The organism is Burkholderia sp. BCC0506, assembly GCF_902833145.1.
Taxonomy (GTDB): domain Bacteria; phylum Pseudomonadota; class Gammaproteobacteria; order Burkholderiales; family Burkholderiaceae; genus Burkholderia.
Genome location: NZ_CADFEN010000001.1, coordinates 543832 through 560663, shown reverse-complemented (window position 1 = coordinate 560663; position 16832 = coordinate 543832). Strand labels below are relative to the sequence as shown.

20 protein-coding genes are annotated in these 16832 nt (G+C 67.8%); 9 read left to right on the top strand and 11 right to left on the bottom strand.

Annotated features, from left to right (window positions below; all coding sequences use genetic code 11):
* Nucleotides 1-8 precede the first annotated feature (8 nt).
* Entirely contained in the window at nucleotides 9-323 is a 315-nt protein-coding gene (locus HWX62_RS02305) for a hypothetical protein (protein WP_060011064.1), read from the top strand.
* A 27-nt stretch (nucleotides 324-350) separates the two neighbouring features.
* On the top strand, nucleotides 351-530 hold the full coding sequence (locus HWX62_RS02300; protein WP_175932649.1) for a hypothetical protein: 180 nt from the start codon (nucleotides 351-353) through the stop codon (nucleotides 528-530).
* On the opposite strand, the gene HWX62_RS02295 is transcribed toward HWX62_RS02300, so the two are convergent.
* Entirely contained in the window at nucleotides 527-898 is a 372-nt protein-coding gene (locus HWX62_RS02295; RefSeq protein WP_244135924.1) for a helix-turn-helix domain-containing protein, read from the bottom strand. The two genes, HWX62_RS02300 and HWX62_RS02295, sit on opposite strands and share 4 nt — an antisense overlap.
* 104 nt (nucleotides 899-1002) lie before the next feature.
* On the opposite strand from HWX62_RS02295, the gene HWX62_RS02290 reads away from it, so the two are divergent.
* Nucleotides 1003-1857, top strand: coding sequence for an SDR family oxidoreductase (locus tag HWX62_RS02290; RefSeq protein WP_175932682.1), 855 nt, complete (start codon nucleotides 1003-1005; stop codon nucleotides 1855-1857).
* A 99-nt stretch (nucleotides 1858-1956) separates the two neighbouring features.
* Here HWX62_RS02290 and HWX62_RS02285 read toward each other — a convergent pair whose 3' ends face one another.
* The 10 genes from HWX62_RS02285 to HWX62_RS02240 form a co-directional block, all read right to left on the bottom strand.
* Nucleotides 1957-2853: an amidohydrolase family protein gene (locus HWX62_RS02285; protein WP_175932648.1), complete on the bottom strand. Its 897-nt coding sequence runs from the start codon at nucleotides 2851-2853 to the stop codon at nucleotides 1957-1959.
* A gap of 50 nt (nucleotides 2854-2903) precedes the next feature.
* On the bottom strand, nucleotides 2904-3218 hold the full coding sequence (gene rhaM, locus HWX62_RS02280) for an L-rhamnose mutarotase (RefSeq protein ID WP_175932647.1): 315 nt from the start codon (nucleotides 3216-3218) through the stop codon (nucleotides 2904-2906).
* Between the two features lie 17 nt (nucleotides 3219-3235).
* On the bottom strand, nucleotides 3236-4024 hold the full coding sequence (locus tag HWX62_RS02275; protein ID WP_175932646.1) for an SDR family NAD(P)-dependent oxidoreductase: 789 nt from the start codon (nucleotides 4022-4024) through the stop codon (nucleotides 3236-3238).
* 93 nt (nucleotides 4025-4117) lie between these two features.
* The gene (gene rhmD / locus HWX62_RS02270; RefSeq protein WP_175932645.1) at nucleotides 4118-5296 is read right to left on the bottom strand and encodes an L-rhamnonate dehydratase; all 1179 of its coding nucleotides are present in this window, start codon (nucleotides 5294-5296) and stop codon (nucleotides 4118-4120) included.
* 104 nt (nucleotides 5297-5400) lie between these two features.
* Nucleotides 5401-6336, bottom strand: coding sequence for a dihydrodipicolinate synthase family protein (locus HWX62_RS02265; protein ID WP_175932644.1), 936 nt, complete (start codon nucleotides 6334-6336; stop codon nucleotides 5401-5403).
* Nucleotides 6337-6416: 80 nt separating this feature from the next.
* On the bottom strand, nucleotides 6417-7301 hold the full coding sequence (locus HWX62_RS02260; RefSeq protein WP_175932643.1) for a glycosyltransferase family 2 protein: 885 nt from the start codon (nucleotides 7299-7301) through the stop codon (nucleotides 6417-6419).
* Nucleotides 7302-7420: 119 nt separating this feature from the next.
* Nucleotides 7421-8122: a GntR family transcriptional regulator gene (locus HWX62_RS02255; protein ID WP_175932642.1), complete on the bottom strand. Its 702-nt coding sequence runs from the start codon at nucleotides 8120-8122 to the stop codon at nucleotides 7421-7423.
* A 91-nt stretch (nucleotides 8123-8213) separates the two neighbouring features.
* Nucleotides 8214-9029 (bottom strand): aspartate/glutamate racemase family protein, encoded by an 816-nt coding sequence (locus tag HWX62_RS02250; protein ID WP_175985077.1) that lies wholly within the window; start codon nucleotides 9027-9029, stop codon nucleotides 8214-8216.
* Nucleotides 9026-10270 carry a D-amino acid dehydrogenase gene (locus tag HWX62_RS02245; protein WP_244135923.1) on the bottom strand — a complete coding sequence of 415 codons (1245 nt, stop codon included), beginning with the start codon at nucleotides 10268-10270 and terminating at the stop codon, nucleotides 9026-9028. Before HWX62_RS02245 ends, HWX62_RS02250 begins: the two co-directional genes overlap by 4 nt.
* Nucleotides 10271-10287: 17 nt before the next feature.
* The gene (locus HWX62_RS02240; RefSeq protein WP_175932639.1) at nucleotides 10288-10638 is read right to left on the bottom strand and encodes a RidA family protein; all 351 of its coding nucleotides are present in this window, start codon (nucleotides 10636-10638) and stop codon (nucleotides 10288-10290) included.
* Nucleotides 10639-10956: 318 nt separating this feature from the next.
* On the opposite strand from HWX62_RS02240, the gene HWX62_RS02235 reads away from it, so the two are divergent.
* Genes HWX62_RS02235 through HWX62_RS02210 form a run of 6 tightly spaced genes read left to right on the top strand, consistent with a single transcriptional unit; the run spans nucleotide 10957 to nucleotide 16759 of the window.
* Complete coding sequence (locus HWX62_RS02235; protein ID WP_175932638.1) at nucleotides 10957-12057, top strand: ABC transporter substrate-binding protein; 1101 nt, start codon at nucleotides 10957-10959, stop codon at nucleotides 12055-12057.
* Nucleotides 12058-12093: 36 nt separating this feature from the next.
* Nucleotides 12094-12987, top strand: coding sequence for a branched-chain amino acid ABC transporter permease (locus HWX62_RS02230; RefSeq protein ID WP_175932637.1), 894 nt, complete (start codon nucleotides 12094-12096; stop codon nucleotides 12985-12987).
* Nucleotides 12980-13867 carry a branched-chain amino acid ABC transporter permease gene (locus HWX62_RS02225; protein ID WP_175932636.1) on the top strand — a complete coding sequence of 296 codons (888 nt, stop codon included), beginning with the start codon at nucleotides 12980-12982 and terminating at the stop codon, nucleotides 13865-13867. Before HWX62_RS02230 ends, HWX62_RS02225 begins: the two co-directional genes overlap by 8 nt.
* Nucleotides 13864-14649, top strand: coding sequence for an ABC transporter ATP-binding protein (locus HWX62_RS02220; protein WP_175932635.1), 786 nt, complete (start codon nucleotides 13864-13866; stop codon nucleotides 14647-14649). The genes HWX62_RS02225 and HWX62_RS02220 overlap by 4 nt, the downstream gene beginning before the upstream one ends.
* Nucleotides 14646-15365, top strand: coding sequence for an ABC transporter ATP-binding protein (locus HWX62_RS02215; protein WP_175932634.1), 720 nt, complete (start codon nucleotides 14646-14648; stop codon nucleotides 15363-15365). Before HWX62_RS02220 ends, HWX62_RS02215 begins: the two co-directional genes overlap by 4 nt.
* On the top strand, nucleotides 15362-16759 hold the full coding sequence (locus HWX62_RS02210) for an MFS transporter (protein WP_175932633.1): 1398 nt from the start codon (nucleotides 15362-15364) through the stop codon (nucleotides 16757-16759). The genes HWX62_RS02215 and HWX62_RS02210 overlap by 4 nt, the downstream gene beginning before the upstream one ends.
* Nucleotides 16760-16832 lie beyond the last annotated feature (73 nt).

The window sequence follows — 16832 nt, the reverse complement described above, 5'->3', positions numbered from 1 at the left end:
AGACGACAATGTCCTGGTTCGTTTATGAAGTGCCCGAGTACCACGAAGACGCCGCGCGCATCGAACCCTTCAGCGATCTGCGTAGCCGCGTGCTGAAAGCCGGTGGCCCGGCCATGGCAGACGACCTGGAAAGCGTTCGCGAAAACGCCGCGGCGACCGCGGACACGCCGGAGCGCCCGCTGCGTACCCCGGAAAATCCGCAGGTCTTTCCGATTCCTTACGCCGACTCGATGATCCTGGTCGGATTCATCTTCGATCTGAAACGCGAATTCCGGCAACTGGTCGTGTCGCCGGTGGAAATGCCCTGGCTGAAAGACGCGTAAAGCGTTGCGCCGGCATGATCGGGCGGCTTGATTGCGGCGAGCGGGCTGCTGGCCGGACCGTCGAGCCGCGACCCGCTTGCCATGATCGTGGGCTGTGCGCTTCGCCCGGCGGGCAACGTGTCGCGTGAAATCGTTTCCCCAGCGCCCGTCATCGCCTCGACCAATCTCGGTGAAGCGCTGGTTCTCGGCCTGGTTGCGGATGGCTAGCGCGGCCGGTCACGCAGCAGCAGCCGCGACCCGACCTCCACGATCGACGTAATCGCCGGCAGCAGTTCCTGACCCAGCGACGTCAGCTCGTATTCCACGGACGGCGGCGACGTCGGCAGCACACTCCGCCGGATCACACCCCGCTCCTCGAGATCGCGCAACCGGCCGGTCAGCACCTTCGCGGTGATGGTCGGGTTGTCGCGCCGCAGCTCCGAAAACCGGCGCGGGCCGTTGCTCAGGCACCAGATCAGCTCGGGCGTCCACAGGCCGCCGATCAGCGCCATGCATTTCGACATCGGACAGCCGGGAAGCGGCTCCACCTTCTTTCGCATTCTCAAACCCATCGTCGCCCCACGGGTGGTTTCCATTTGGTTACTTGAAAATGATGGTAACCGATAGATAGATGGTTTCCAACGGAAACCATCGACTCTACACTTGGAGCCTCACCTACCGACTCTGGGAGAGCATGGACATGTATGCAATAACGGGAGCATCCGGGCAACTCGGGCGCCTTGTGATCGACGCATTGCTTGAAACCGTTCCGGCCGAGCGGATCGTCGCGGCGGTCAGGCATCCCGCCAGGGCGCGCGACCTTGCCGAGCGCGGCGTGGTGGTGCGCGAGGCCGACTACACGCGGCCTGAAACGCTCGCCACCGCGTTCGTCGGTGTCGACAAACTTCTGCTGATCTCGTCGACGGAAGTCACCGGCCGTCTGCCACTGCATCGCGCGGTGATCGACGCAGCACGGGAGGCCGGCGTCTCGTTGCTCGCCTATACGAGCATGCTGCACGCCGACACATCGCCCGCCCGACTCGCGATCGAGCACCGGCAGACGGAAGAAGCCATCGCAGCGTCGGGCCTCCCCGCCGTCATCCTTCGCAATGGCTGGTATACCGAGAATCATCTGATGGCGCTGCCCGCGGCGCTCGAGCACGGCGCGTTCATCGGGGCCGCGAAGGACGGGCGCTTCTCTTCCGCCGCGCGCAAGGACTATGCGGCGGCCGCCGCCGTGGTACTGGCGACGGAGGGCCACGCCGGCAAAACGTATGAACTGGCGGCAGACGATGCGTTCACGCTCGCGCAACTCGCCGAAGCGGTTTCGCGGCAGTCCGGAAAAACCATCGTTTACAACGATCTTGCGCCGGACGCGTATGCCGATGCGCTGACGAGCGCGGGGCTGCCGCCCGAGCTTGCCAGCCTGCTGGCCGATGCCGACGTGGCCGCCTCGCGCGGTGCGCTGTTCGACGATGGCGGCGCCCTCGCGCGACTGATCGGTCGACCCACGACACCGTTGGCGAACCTCGTCGCAACCGCATTGCGCGATTGACGCGAACAGGCCCCGAGGCGGCATCATCCAGCACCGCTGCTGTGTGCGCGTACGGCTGATGCCGTCGGGGCGCTGCGGCGACGACACCCGCCGCCCGGCTCACAATCGGTAAGTTCGCAGCGCATTGCGAACGAAAAGCGCATCGCGTTCATCGTCGCCGGCGCCCGCGACGATCGCCGCATAAGCGTGCCAGAGCGCCGGATAGCCGGCATGGAGCCGATCGACCGGGAAATTCGACGCGAACATGCAGCGCGCCGCGCCGAACGCGTCGATCGCCTCCAGCACATACGGGCGGAAGCTTTCGACCGTCCAGCGATGGTCGAACATCGCGAGCCCGGACAGCTTCATCGTCACGTTCGCCCGCCGTGCGAGCCCGCGCAGTCCGTCGCGCCATTCGCGCCAGCCGTGCACGCTGGTCCGGTCGACGAACATGCCGGTGTGATTGACGATCACCGGCGTGTCGGGGTGCGCGTCGATGACGGCGAGCGCGGCACCGACCTGCGAAGGGTACAACTGCAGGTCGAACGACAAGCCGAACTCGCTCAGCATCCCGAAGTTTTCCCGCCAGCGCGGTTCGGCCAGATAGTCGACGTCGACATAGTTGTACCAGGGATCCGGATGCCGGTTCAGCACCTGCCGGATGCCGCGCACGTTGGGATGCGCTGCTGCGGCGGCGAGCCGGATGCGTGCGTCCGGCGCGAACAGGTCGACGCCCGCGACGATGCCGTCCGGCATCCCGCCGCTCGCCGGCGCATCGGCAAGCGCCTGCAGCCAGTCGACTTCGCTCGGTGTCGTCCACGCATCGTGGATCGCCTCGACATGCACGACCTTCAGCACGTCGATATCGGCGCCGGCGTCCGCGCGCAAGTCCGCGGGCCGGTACCGGCGAGGCAAGTCCGCGACCGCGCCCGAGAACGCCGGCCGGGCGCGATCGAGCCAGCCGTAGCTCAGCGCGTCGGCGTCCCAGAAATGAACATGTGGATCGACAACCTGCATGGGGGCTCCGTGAGTCGATACGACGCGACGATCCGTCGAAGGGACCGTTCTCATTCCAGATGAAACATCGGCTCCAGCGATTTCTCGACCGGACGTCCGTCGGGCCCGGTCGCCATCAGGTCGGCCATGTACGCCCACCAGCGCCGCATCACGTCCGTTTCGGCGAGTTGCGCCATCCGGTGATCGGCCGGCCGCTTGAGCACGGCGAACAGGTGATGGGTGTCGTCGTCGAGAAAGATCCAGTAGTCCGAGATGCCCGCCGCGCGAAGCGCGTCGGCCAGCTCCGGCCAGATCGCGTCGTGCCGGCGCCGGTATTCGTCCTGCTTGCCAGGGTGCAGGCGCATCCTGAAAGCGATCGTTTCCATGGCCATGCCTCGTCGTTTCACTGCAGGTTCACGTACAGGCCGCCGTCGACGAGCAGCGCGGCGCCGTTCACGTAGCGCGCCATGTCGGACGCGAGAAACACGACGCAGTCGGCGACGTCGTCCGGCTCGCCGAGGCGGCCGAGCGGGATCCGGCGCTCGAAGTACTCGGTCTTGCCGGGCGCGGCGAGATCGTCGTCGTTGATCTCGGTCCGGATCGTGCCGGGCAGCACCGAATTGCAGCGAATCCGATGCGGCGCGAGCGCGACCGCGCACGACTGCATCAGCGCATGGACGCCGGCCTTGGTCGGCGTGTAGTGCGTCTGCATGCCGCCGCCGACGAGCGCGCTGATCGAGCTGGTCGCGACGATCGCGCCGCCGTGCCCTTGCGCGGCCATTTGTCGGGCGGCGGCCTGGGTCACGTAGAACGCGCCGTGCAGGTTCACTTCCATCGTTCGTTGCAGCAGGTCGGGCGGCAAGTCCAGGAAGCCGTGGAACGGGCAGATTCCGGCGTTGCTCGCGAGCACGTCGATCCGGCCGAATCGCTCGACCGCCGCCGCGACCAGCGCGCTTGCCGTGTCGGGCCGCGCGATGTCGCCCGGCACGGCGAGCGCGTCGCGGCCCGTCGCGCGGATCGCGTCGACGAGCGCGTCGATCTCGTGATCGGCCTGCGCAGGCAGCAGCGGGTTCGTCCAGTAGTTGACGACGATGTCGGCGCCGTGCCGCGCACACGCCAGCGCGATCGCGCGGCCGATTCCGCGCGACCCGCCCGTCACGACGACGATCCTGTCTTCGAGCAACTGCGTCATTGTGCCCTCCTCTCCTTCTCCCGCCGCACCGTCGGCCGCGGCCGCCGCCGTTCCGGCCGGCCCGCATCGCGATGCGGGTGTACGTATCCGCGCTCAGTGTTCATACGGGCGCTGCATGCGCACGTCCGGATTCAGGCGCACGCCGAAGCCGGGGGTGTCGGGCACCTTCATCCGCCCGCCGACCGGCACCGGCTCGTCGAGCAGCAGCGGATCGAACATCGGCACGACACGATCGGCCTGCGGCGCCATCATCAGGAATTCGGCGAACGGGCTGTTGTGCCGCGTCGCGACGAAGTGATAGCTGTAGACCGACGACCCGTGCGGAATCACCAGCACCCCGCGCGCGTCGGCGAGCGCCGAGATCCGGATCAGCTCGGTGAGCCCGCCGCACCAGCCCACGTCCGGCTGGATGATGTCGCAGCACTCCATCTCCAGCAGCATCCGGAAGCCCCAGCGGGTCGCCTCGTGCTCGCCGGTCGTGACGAGCATGCCGCGCGGCACGTCGCGGCGCAGCTTCGCATAGCCCCAGTAGTCGTCGGGCGGCAGGCATTCCTCGATCCATTTCAGGCCGAGCGCGTGCGCGTCGTGCGCGAGCCGCGTCGCATACGGCACGTCGAGGCTCATCCAGCAGTCGAGCATCAGCCAGAAATCGGCGCCGACACGCGAACGCATGTCGGCGAGCGCGTCGAGATTGCGGCGCAGGCCGGCCTCGCCCTCGGCCGGACCGTGATGCAACGGCAGCTTGCCGCCGATGAAGCCCATCTCCTTCGCGAGATCGGGCCGCGCGCCGGTCGCGTAGAACTCGAGCTCGTCGCGCACCTTGCCACCGAGCAACTGGTGCACGGGCTCCTGCCGGACCTTCGCGAGCAGATCCCACAGCGCGAGATCGACGCCGGAGATCGCATTGAGCACGACACCCTTGCGCCCGTAGTACAGCGTCGCGTGGAACATCTGATCCCACATCTTCTCGATGTCGGTCACGCGCTGCCCTTCGATGAAGCGCGCGAGATGCCGCTCGACGATGAACGCGCCGATCTCACCGCCGGTCGTCACCGCAAAGCCGACCGTACCGTCGCTGGCCTCGACTTCGATCACGAGCGTGCCGAGCACGTTGATGCCGAACGACTGGCGGCTCTGCCGGTATTCGGGGTAGCGCGACATCGGCGTCGCAATGTGGTCGTCGATCCAGTGGCCGGCATCCTGATCGTGGTAGTCGGCGCCGCCACCGCGCACCGTCAGCGCGCGAACCGCGCGTATCGTCGGCATGCTCATTCTTCGGGTTCCTTGGTTGGGTCATCGAGTGCGGAGGCCGCTCGTACGCGTCGTGCGCGCGGGTGGCGGCGGATATCTCAACGTCGTACCGCGAGGCCGTCGCGTCAGCGTGCCCAGCGCAGCACCAGCGCGTCGAGCCGTCGCGCGATTTCGATCAGGCCCGCGCGCGTCGCCGGATGCAGCGGCGCGAGCGGCCGGCGCGGCGCGTCCGATGCAATCACGCCGCCCTCCTTCATCAGCGCCTTCGCCGCGAGCAGGCCGGCCTGACGGTTCTCGTAATTGATCAGCGGCAGCCATCGCTCGTAGCGTGCGACCGCCTCGTCACGCTGCCCGGCGAGATACGCGGCGAGAATCGGCCGCAGCCCGTCCGGATAGCCGCCGCCGAGGATGCTGCCGGTCGCGCCCGCATCGAGATCGGCGAGCAGCGTGATCGCTTCCTCGCCGTCGAACGGCCCTTCGATCGCGTCGCCGCCCAGCGAGATCAGCTCGCGCAGCTTCGACGCCGATTGCGGTACCTCGATCTTGAAATAGCGCAGGTTCGGAATCGTGTGCGCGAGGCGCGCCAGAAACGCGGCCGATACCTGCGTGCCGCTCATCGGCGCGTCCTGGTACATGATCGGAATAGCGATCGCGTCGGAGAGCGTCGCGTAGAACTGTTCGATCGCGGCCTCGCCGCAGCGGATCGTCGCGCCGTGGTACGGCGGCATCACCATCACCATCGCCGCACCGGCCGCCTGCGCGGCGCGGCTGCGCGCCGCGCAGATAGTCGGATTGAAGTGCGTGGTCGTCACGATCACCGGTACGCGCCCCGCCACGTGCTCGAGGATCGCCGCGATGAGCCGTTCGCGCTCGTCGTCGGTCAGCGAGAACTGCTCCGAGTAGTTGGCCAGGATGCAAAGGCCGTCCGCTCCCGCGTCGATGATGAAGTCGACACAGCGCTTCTGGCCCGGCATGTCGATCTCGCCCGTTTCGGTGAAGATCGTCGGCGCGACGGAGAACGCGCCCGTATAGCGGCGGTGAATCGGCGTGGTCTGGGTCATCGCGAATTCCTCTTCATGATAAGAACTCCAAATTATGTGGTGCAATCCTCGTGCCTCGATATGGCGCCATACCGCGCGCGTCACACGCGGCCGTACCGGCCCCGCAGCCCGTCCGTCACGCCGCAATAGATGGCCTTCAGCTTCAGGCGCTTGTTGCGCGCATGCAGCAGCACGAACGCGACGTGCTTGAGCGTGATGAGATTGATCAGCAGCATGGCCGGATAGCGCCGCCAGTAGTCGCGCGCGACGAGGATGCAGTTGCGCGCCGCATAGTAGTGGCGCAGCGCGCTCTGATCGAATATCTCGACGCGCGGCCAGTGCTGCTGCGCGGACGGGCTGCCGAGTTCGTGCGGCAGCGACACGTCGGCGTTGACGCGCACCGGCACGCCATGCGCCTGCGCGCGCATGCAGTATTCCGCGTCGACGTGGTCGATGAAGAAGTCCTCGCGAAAGCGGCCGAGCGCGCGATACGCGTCGAGCGAAATCGCGGTGCCCGACGAGATGATGATCGAGCACGACAGCAGGCCGTGCGCGCCGCCGTGGATCGGCGTGATCTGCGCGGACCAGCGGCGCACCGTGAACAACGGCAGGTCGCGCTGAAAATTGCGGTTGAAGATCCGCGGGCCGACCAGGAAGCGGCTGTCGCCCACCCGCGCGCAGCCGGCCAGCATGCGATCGAAATAGTCGTCCGGAACGTGCGAATCCTGATCGAAGATGAAGAAGACGTCGCAGCCTCGGCCGATCAGGAATTCGACGCCGGCGTTGAACGCCCCGGCGATGCCGCCTCGATTGTGATTCGCGATCACGTCGACGCCGCCTGCCGCGAGCCGCGCATACAGCACGCGATCGGCGACGGGCGAATTGTCGACCGCGACGACGACGGGGCTTTTCGCGGGCAAGGTCAGCACATGCTCGATCTGCGCCGCGGAAGGCTTGTACAGCGTGACCAACGTACCGTGTGTCATGACGGCACCTCGTGACGATCAAGTAGCGATGCGCCGCGCCGGTCGATCCGGGCGGCTCGTCCTCCTTTGCACGACTGCTTGTCTCGTCGACCGGCGCTGCCCTGCCCGCCGGCCTTTCGTTATTTTGCGTACAGCTTGACGACGCTCGCCTGCACGACGCGCGTGATCTCCTCCATCCGCCAGCGGATATGCGTGTCGGTCAGCGTCGCGCAACGCGCGGCATCGCGTTCGGCGAGCGCGTCGAGAATCTCGAGATGCTCGGTAAACGCCTCGTTGCGCCGCTGATCGACATCGACCCACCGCACGTAATGAATTCGCGCGTTGATCCCTTGCAGCACCCGTCCGATCTCGGCATTGCCCGACAGCGCGGCGAGCTCCAGGTGAAACTGCTCGTCCTTGACGACCAGCTCGGCCGACGACATCCGCGCGGCATTCTTCATCACCTGCTTCCAGAAGCGGCGCAGCGCCTTGATGTCGTTGTCCGACGCGCGCTCGCACGCGAGCGTCACCGCGGTCGTCTCGATCGAGCGGCGCAATTCGAACAGATCGAACACATCCTTCCCCTCCAGTTCCCGAATGAAGAAACCGCGGTTCGGCACGAACACCAGCAGGTTTTCGGCAACGAGCCGGTTCAGCGCCTCGCGAATCGGCGTGCGACTCACGTTGAAGCGCTCGGCGAGCTCCAGCTCGTTGAACCGCTCGCCCGGACGAATCTTGTACAGCACGGCCATCTGCTTCAGCTGCTCGTAAATCTCGTTGACCGTGAGGCCCGTGCGCGTCGGCGCCGCGGTCTCCCGGCCAGCCATAACGGAAGTCGACATCTCGTCTCCTGGTTCCACCTGTTGTCACCGCGCGTCATTATCCATCGGCCATTCGCCTGCGCGCGGCTTTTTTACATGAACACGCCACGCATCACCGCATCAGCAGGCTGCCGAAGCCCGGCACGGGATCGTCGATACCCGCGAGCCGCAACGCGTGCCACGCGAGCGCATGGTTGCTCGACAGCACGGGTTTGCCCGCCCGCGCTTCGATGTCGGCCAGCGCATCGACGATGCGAAGGCTCGTGCACGACACGAATACCGCATCGACGGCCGGATCGGCGGCGAGCGTCAATACCGCGTGCTCGATCGACGCGCGCTCGATCCGGGCGACCTCGTTGTCGTCGCGGTGCTCGAACGAGCCCACTCGCACGATATCGACGCCGCGGGCGCGCAGGTACGCGGCCATCGCATCGTTGATCGCGCGTTCGTACGGCGTCAGCAGCGCGACGCCGCGCGCGCCGAGCGTCGTCAGCGCGATCCGCGCGGCGGTAATCGGTGTGGTGCACGCGACGCCGGGCCGCGCCTCGCGGATGCGCTCGAATACGCGCTCCTCGCCGAGCACCATCGAGGCCGACGTGCAGCCGAACGCGACGACGTCGAGGCGCTCGCCCGGCCGGATCAGTTCGACCGCGGCGCGGATCCCGCCGTCCATCCGCGCGAGCGTCTCGGCGGTGATCTCGGCCGAATTCGCGATCCGGCTTTCGTAGAACGCGACGCCGTCGAGGGTGAGCAGACGCCGCCACTCGTATTCGATCGTGTGATCGGTCGCGAGCACGACGAGGCCGATCGCCGCCCGCCGCGCGATGCCCGCATCGAGCGAGAAATCGAAGCGGGCGTACGCGTCGTGCACCGCGCCGGCGCCGACGCCGGGTTCGAGCGCCTGGGAGGAAGAGAGAAGTTCGCTCATTGCAGTGTCATTCCGGTGATGTCGATCTCGGGCCGCTTGCCGTGGATCAGGTCCGCCACGATCTTCGCGGTGCCGCACGACATGGTCCAGCCCATATGGCCGTGGCCGGTGTTGAAAAACAGGTTGCGGTGCCGGGATGCACCGATGATCGGCGTGCCTTCCGGCGTCATCGGCCGCAGGCCGGCCCAGTACGACGGCGTCGCGTAGTCGGCGCCGTTCGGAAACAATGCGCGCGCGGTCGCCAGCATGTGCGCGAAATCGCCCGGCGAATGCGTGGTGTCGTAGCCGCTGAATTCGGCGGTCGCGGTGAGCCGCAGCCGGTCGCCGAAGCGCGCCCATGCGACGAGCTGGTTCTCTTCGACGCCGCCGAGCGCGGGCGGCTCGTGCGTGTCGCCGATCGGCAGCGTGACCGAGTACCCCTTGACCGGATAGATCGGCAGCCGGTAGCCGAGCGCGCGCGCGACGAACGGCGAATACGCGCCGAGCGCGAGCACGTATCGATCGCCGGTGACGCGGCCCTGCGACGTCTCGACGTAGTCGATCGCATCGGCGCTTGCGCGCACGCCGTCGATCGACGTGCCGAAGCGGAATTCGACGCCGAGCGCACGACAGCGCTCGGCGAGCGCGCGCGTGAAGAGATGCGCGTCGCCGCTCTCGTCGCTCGGGCAATGGATCGCGCCCGCGATCGCATCCGCCGCGTGGCGCAGCGCGGGCTCGCGTTCGACGGTGGCCCGCGCATCCAGGATGTCGAGCGGCAGGCCGTTGTCGGTCAGGATCCGCATGTTCGCGACGCCGCGCTCGAACGATGCCGGATCGCGATACAGGTACAGCAGCCCTCCGCTCGTACGGTCGTACTCGAGCAGTTCGTCGCGCGTTGCCTGCTGAAGCCGCTGCTGCGCATAACGGCACAGCCGCACCTTGATCGACGTATTGCGCCGCGAGCGCTCGGCCGTGCAGTTCTGCAGGAACAGCGCGCACCAGGCCCACATCCGCCAGTCGGGCGTCCATTTGAGCCGCAGCGCCTGGCCGTCGGCAAACAGCGACTTGAAGAGAATCTTCGGCGCGCGCGGCGACGCCCAGGTATACGAATGGCCTGGGGCGATCAGCCCGGCGTTCGCGAAGCTCGTTTCGAGCGCGACGCCGTCGCGACGTTCGATCACCGTCACCTCGTCGCCCGCCTTCGCGAGGAAATACGCAGTGGTCACGCCGACGATGCCGCCGCCGAGCACGATCGTCTTCATCGTCCGGTTCTCCTGCCCTAGCTTGCGGCAATCGCCGCGATCTCGACCGTGTACTGCGGAAACGCGAGCTTCGATTCGACGCATGCGCGTGCCGGCGGGTCGCCCTGCGGCACCCACGCATCCCATACGCGGTTCATCTCCGCGAAGCTGCGATAGTCGGCCAGCCAGATGCTCGCGGATACGATCCGGCGTTTGTCGAGCCCCGCGCGTTCGAGCAGTTGGTCGATCTTGTCGAGGATCTGACGGGTCTGCCCGGCCACGTCGAGCGACGTGTCGTCCGCCACCTGCCCGGCGACGAATGCCAGCCCGCCCGCGACCACCAGTTGGCTCATCCGTTCACCCACGCCGTATCGCTTGATCTCCACCATCTGACTGCCCTCCGATGTCGTGTCGAGTTGGGCGAATTTAAGCACTGCAATTCACATCTGTATACACTTTTTTCAGAAATATTCTCCGTTGCGCCACATTGGCGCGTGCTTGCACCACGGCTATCCACGCTCTTTGTCGGCGTGCATAAATGCATGAAAAAAGGGCAATTTTTGTGAAATCCACGGCGCCTTCGCGATTCTTCACAGCGACTCGAAAATTTATTTGCAAACGATTTTTGATCTGTGATTCTGTCGACACTTCTGTATATCAAACCAAGCCGTCGTCACGACGGCCGACCATGCGACGGGAGAACGAAGATGAAGGCAAGGCAGTGGAGTCTCGGTATCTGGATCGTGCTCGGTACGCTTGCTTCGGGCACTGTGCAGGCCGACGTCAGCGTGGGCGCGGTGCTGCCGCTGACCGGCGCGAGTGCGTCCATCGGCGAAGACCAGCGTCGCGGCATCGAGCTCGCCGTCGCGCAGATCAATGCGAAAGGCGGCGTGCTGGGCCAGAAACTCGCCGTGCGCATCGAGGATTCGGGCGGCTCGGCCAATACCGCGCTCGACGCCGCGCGCAAGCTCGCGACCGTCGAGCACGTGCCGGTCGTGCTCGGCGAGTTCTCGTCGTCGGTGACGATCCCGGTCGGACAGTTCCTGGTCCGTCAGGGCGACGTGCACATCAACATCGGCTCGTCGAGTCAGCAGGTACGCAAGATCGGCGCGGGCTCGTTCAGCGTGATCGGGCTGGACGACCTGTCCGCGCGCTTCGCCGCTCAGGACGTGTATGCCCGCAAGCTGCGCCGCATCGCGCTGATCGCGCCGAACAACGGCTATGGCCAGGGCATCGCGGGCGAGTTCAAGAAGCGTTTCGAGGCGCTCGGCGGCACGGTGGTGTCGACGGTGCTCTATACCGAAGGGCAGTCGACCTATCGCCGCGAACTGGAGCAGGCGTCGCGCGCGCAGCCCGATGCGTATGTGTACAGCGCCTATGGCCAGGAGGCCGCGACGCTGAACCGGCAGGCATTCGAGATGCAGCTCAACCAGCATCCGTGGTACGGCATCTATCTGACGATGTGCACGAGCGACACGCCTGCGCAGATCGCGCAAGGCCAGATCGGCCTCGAGGTCGCCGCGCTCGGCGCGGGCGCGAAAGCGTATGCGAGCGCCTATCAGGCCGCGTACAACGAGGCCCCGCGATCGGCGTTCGGCAGCTATGCATACGACGCGACGCTGTTGTCCGCCGCGGCGATCGGCCGTGCACAGTCCACCGATCCCGCCAAGATCCGCACGGCGCTCGCGGCATTGGGCAAGTCGTATACCGGCGTGACCGGCGCGATCGCGTTCGATGCCGACGGCCAGCGGGAAGTCCAGCCCTACGAGAAGGTGATCTACCGCCAATCGGTCGTCGCGCAGCAGTGAACGACCGCCCGCCTGGATGAATCCGAGGAGATCGCCATGCTGTCATTCCTTGTCGACGTATTGATCCGCACCGCCGATCTGCTGCTCGTGTCGGTCGGCCTGTCGACGCTCTATTCGCTGATCCGCTTTCCCAACATCGCGCATGTCCAGTACGCGATGCTCGGCGCGTTCGCGACGCTCTGGCTGGAGCGCGCGGGGCTGCCGTTCGCGCTCGCGACGGCCGTGTCGTGCGTGCTGATCGGCACCGTCGCGACGCTGCTGAACCTGTTCGTTTTCGCGCGGCTGCTGCGCTCCGGCAGCGCGGTGGCGATGATCGGCTCGCTCGCGATCTCGATGCTCGCGGTCGCGCTGGTGCTCGGCGTCGCCGGTTCGCGGCCGCTGCAGTATGCGCAGGACGTGCATCCGCCGATGGCGATCGCCGGCGTCGCGCTGTCCGTGCCGCAGCTGGGTTCGATCGCCTGCGGCGCCGGCGCGCTCGCCCTGTTCGCGGCGCTGCTGTACCGCACCGGCCTCGGGCGGGCGATGCGTGCGCTCGCGTCGAATCGCGCGCTGGCGCTCGCGACCGGCATCGACGCGACGCGCGTGACCAACGTGATCACGTTCGCGAGCGGCGTGCTGGCGGCGCTCGGCGGCACGATGCTCGGCGCCACCGAGAGCGTGCACGTGAATCTCGGCTACGGGCTGCTGATTCCGGTGTTTTCCGCGGCGATCCTGGGCGGCCTCGGCAATCCGCTCGGCGCGGCGGCCGGCGCGCTGCTGATCGCCCTCGCCGAGACCGTCGCGTTGAACGTCGATTTCGGCGGGCTCGTCGATCGGCCGATGCAGTTCTTTCCGGTCGAGTACGTCGGCGCGGTGTCGTTCGCAATCCTGCTCGTCGCGCTGATCTTCCGGCCCTACGGCATCTTCGATCGGGAGGTGCGGCGTGTCTAGCTTCGTCATCCATCTGCTGACCATCGGCTGCCTGTACGCGACGATGGCGCTCGGCCTGAACCTGCAGGCCGGCTATGCGGGGCTCGTCAATTTCGGCTTCATTGCGTTCAGCGGGCTCGGCGCGTACGCGGCCGGCATCGCGTCGCAGCTGGGCTGGCCGTTGTTGTCGGCGCTGGCGCTCGCCTTGGCCGCGGCGGGTGCGCTGGCGCTCGTCGTCGCGCGGCTCGGTCGGCAGCTCGCCGCCGACTACTGGGGGATCGCGACGCTCGCGATCGCCGAGATCCTGCGCACGATCGCGCTCAACGAAAGCTGGCTCACCGGCGGCGCGCAAGGCATCGGCGGCATCGCGCCGCTGTTCCCGGGGCTGCGGGCGCCGTGGGCCGATCTCGCGTTCCTCGCGGTCACGGCCGGCTGCCTCGCGCTCACTTACGCGACGTACCGGCGCCTGACCGCAAGCCGCTTCGGCCGCGCGCTGAAGGTGATGCGCGAGGAACCCGCGCTCGCGGTCTGCTTCGGCTACGATCCGCTCGCGCTGAAGACGCGTGCCTGTATCGCGGGGGCGCTTCCGGCCGCGCTCGCCGGGGCGCTTGCCGCGTGGTACATCGGTTACGTCGGGCCGGACGCGATGATCGCGTCGGAGACTTTCGCGCTCTGGACCGTCGTGATGGTCGGCGGCCTCGGCAGCCACATGGGCGTGCTGGTCGGCACGCTGATCGTGCAGGCCGTCTACGCGCTGGCGCCGTTTCTCAAGGACTGGCTCGACGTCGGCAGCGACCTGACCGGCGCGGTGCGGCTGGGTCTCGTCGGCCTGATGCTGCTCGCGTGCGTGATCTGGCGCCCGCACGGGCTCGTGCCGGAGCGCCTGGAGGTGCGGCCATGAGCGCGCTGCTCGATCTCGACGGCGTGACGATCCGCTACGGCGAGAACGTCGTCCTGTCCGGCGTCACGCTGTCGGTCGACGGCGGCGAGATCGTCGGGCTGCTCGGCCCGAACGGCTCCGGCAAGAGCACCGCGCTCAACGCGATCACCGGCTTCGCGCCGCTCGCGGCGGGCGCCATCCGCTTCGACGGTCGGCGGATCGACGCGCTCTCCGCGCACCGGATCGCACGGCTCGGGGTGCGCCGCACGTTCCAGTTGCCGTCGATGCCCGCGCGCATGTCGGTGCTCGAACTCGCGATGGCGGCGTCGTCCGCCCGGCACGGAATCGCCGCCGCACTCTGGCGCGGCCGTGCGACGCGCGCGCTCGATGCCGATACCCGTGCGCGCGCCGCCGCGCTGCTGGACGAGCTGAAACTGTCCGGCGTCGCGCACCTGGCCGCCGCGTCGATCTCCGGCGGCCAGAAAAAGCTGCTGGGCATCGCCTGCGCGATGATGACCGAGCCCAAACTGCTGTTGCTCGACGAACCGACGGCCGGCGTGCACCCGAACCTGCGCGGCGAGCTGATCGACGCGCTGCGACGGATTCGCAAACAGGGCGTCACGCTGGTCGTCATCGAGCACGACATGCATTTCATCCGCGAGCTATGCGACCGCTGCGTCGTACTGGATCGCGGCGTGACGATCGCGAACTGCCGCCCGGCCGAGCTGGAGCGTAACCGTCGCGTACTGGACGCATATCTCGGGCGAGCCCATGCCGCCCCTCGCCCGCTGGAGGCGTCATGATCGACGTGCGCGAACTCGTCGCCGGCTACACGCCGGAAGTCGACATCCTGCATGGCGTGTCGCTCGCGGTCGGCGCCATCGACATCGTGACGATCCTCGGTCCGAACGGCTGCGGAAAATCGACGCTGCTGAAGGCGATCGCGGGCTTCGTGCTGCCGCGCGCCGGCAGCGTGACGATCCAGGGCACCGACGTCGCGCGCGTGCCGGTCCACCGCAAGATCCGCGAGTACGGCATCGGCTTCGTGCCGCAGACCGACAACGTGTTCGCGTCGCTGACCGTGCGGGACAACCTGATGCTCGGCGGCCAGTCGATGTCGGCGTTTCCGCGCGAGGCGCGCATCGAGGAGCTGTGCGAGCAGTATCCGGTCCTCCGGCGCCGCTACCGGTCGCTTGCGGGCGCGTTGTCCGGCGGCGAGCGGCAAATCGTGTCGCTCGCCCGCGCGCTGATGCCGCGCCCGGTGCTGCTGCTGCTCGACGAGCCGTCGGCGGGCCTGTCGCCGAAGATGGTCGACGAGGTGTTCGACGCGATCGTCCGGATGCGCGACACCGAGCACATCGGCGTGCTGATGGTCGAGCAGAACGCGATCGAGGCGCTGCGCATCGCCGATCGCGGCATCGTGCTGACGATGGGGCGCGTCGCGCTCGACGGGCCCGCGGCCGAGTTGCTCGACAGCGACGAGATGCGGCGCCTGTACCTCGGCGGGCGGGCCGCATGAGCGGCGGGAGCGCCACGCCGGCCGCCGGCGCGTACGCATCCGCCGCGGCGCGCCCCGTGCTCGTGATGGTCGCGCTCGCGTGCGGCTTCGTGATGGCCATGCTCGACGTGACGATCGTCAACGTCGCGCTGAAGGCCATGGAAACCAGCCTGTCGATGTCGCTGACCGCGCTGGTGTGGGTCGTCGATGCGTACACGCTCAGCTTCGCCGCACTGCTGCTGCTCGGCGGCGCGCTCGCGAACCGCTACGGGTCGAAAGCCGTCTACGTCGCCGGGCTCGCGCTGTTCGTCGGCGCGTCGGTGCTGTGCGCGGCCGCGCAGTCCAGCGGCGCACTGGTCGCCGCGCGCCTCGCGCAGGGTGTCGGCGCGGCGCTCTTCATGCCGAGTTCGCTGAGCCTGCTCACGCTCGCGTTTCCACCGGGCCCGATGCGCACGCGGATGATCGGCATCTGGGGCGCGCTGGTGTCGGCCGCGATGGCGCTCGGGCCGTGCGTCGGCGGTGTGCTGGTCGACGCGATCGGCTGGCGCGGCATCTTCTGGGTGAATCTGCCGGTCGGTGCGGCGGGCCTGTGGCTCACGTACCGGCATATCGCGCGGGCGCCGCGTCATCCCGGCCCGTTGAATGCGCTCGGCCATCTGTTCGGCGCGCTCGCGCTCGCCGCGCTGAGCTTCACGCTGATCGAAGGGCCCGGCGCCGGCTGGCGCTCGCCGTCGATCGTCGCCGGCGTGGCGGCGACGTTGGCCGCCACCGCGGCATTCGTACTGCGCGAGCGCTACGCGAACTCGCGCATCCTGTCGCCGGCGCTGCTCGCGAACCGGCGCTTCGTCGCGGGCAGCACGCTGGGCCTCGCGATCAACTTCGGCATTCTCGCCGAGATCTTTTTATTGAGCCTCTATCTGCAGAACGTCCGCGGCGCGAGCGCCCTCGTCGCCGGATTCGAACTGTTTCCGCTGATGGCGATGTTCGGCATCGGCAATCTCGCGTCCGCGAAAGTCAGCGCCCGGCTCGGCGCGCGCCGCACGCTGCTCACCGGGCTCGCGCTTGCCGCGCTCGGCAGCGTGGCGCTCGTCGGCGTCGCGGCGATGCCGTATCCGGTGCTGGCCGTCGCGGTCGGCCTCGCGAACTTCGGCGCCGGCCAGGCCATTCCGGCGATGAACCTCGTCGTGATGCAGTCGGCCGATGCGGCCGACGCGAACCTCGCCGCCGCGTCGCTGAACGCGAGCCGGCAGATCGGTTCGCTCGTCGGCATCGCGATCGCCTCGGTGATCCTGCACGTAATCGACGATCCGGACCGCGCGACGGCCGCGGGCTTCGCGGTGATCGCCGCGCTGTACGCGCTCGGTTTCGCGATCGTATTTCGTGCGATTCACGCCGGCGGCGCCGAGCAGCCGTAGTGGGGCCGCGCGGGTATCGCCGGCAATCGAAGCACTCGATCTATTTCGCGTATCACGCACGCATTTTTTCCTC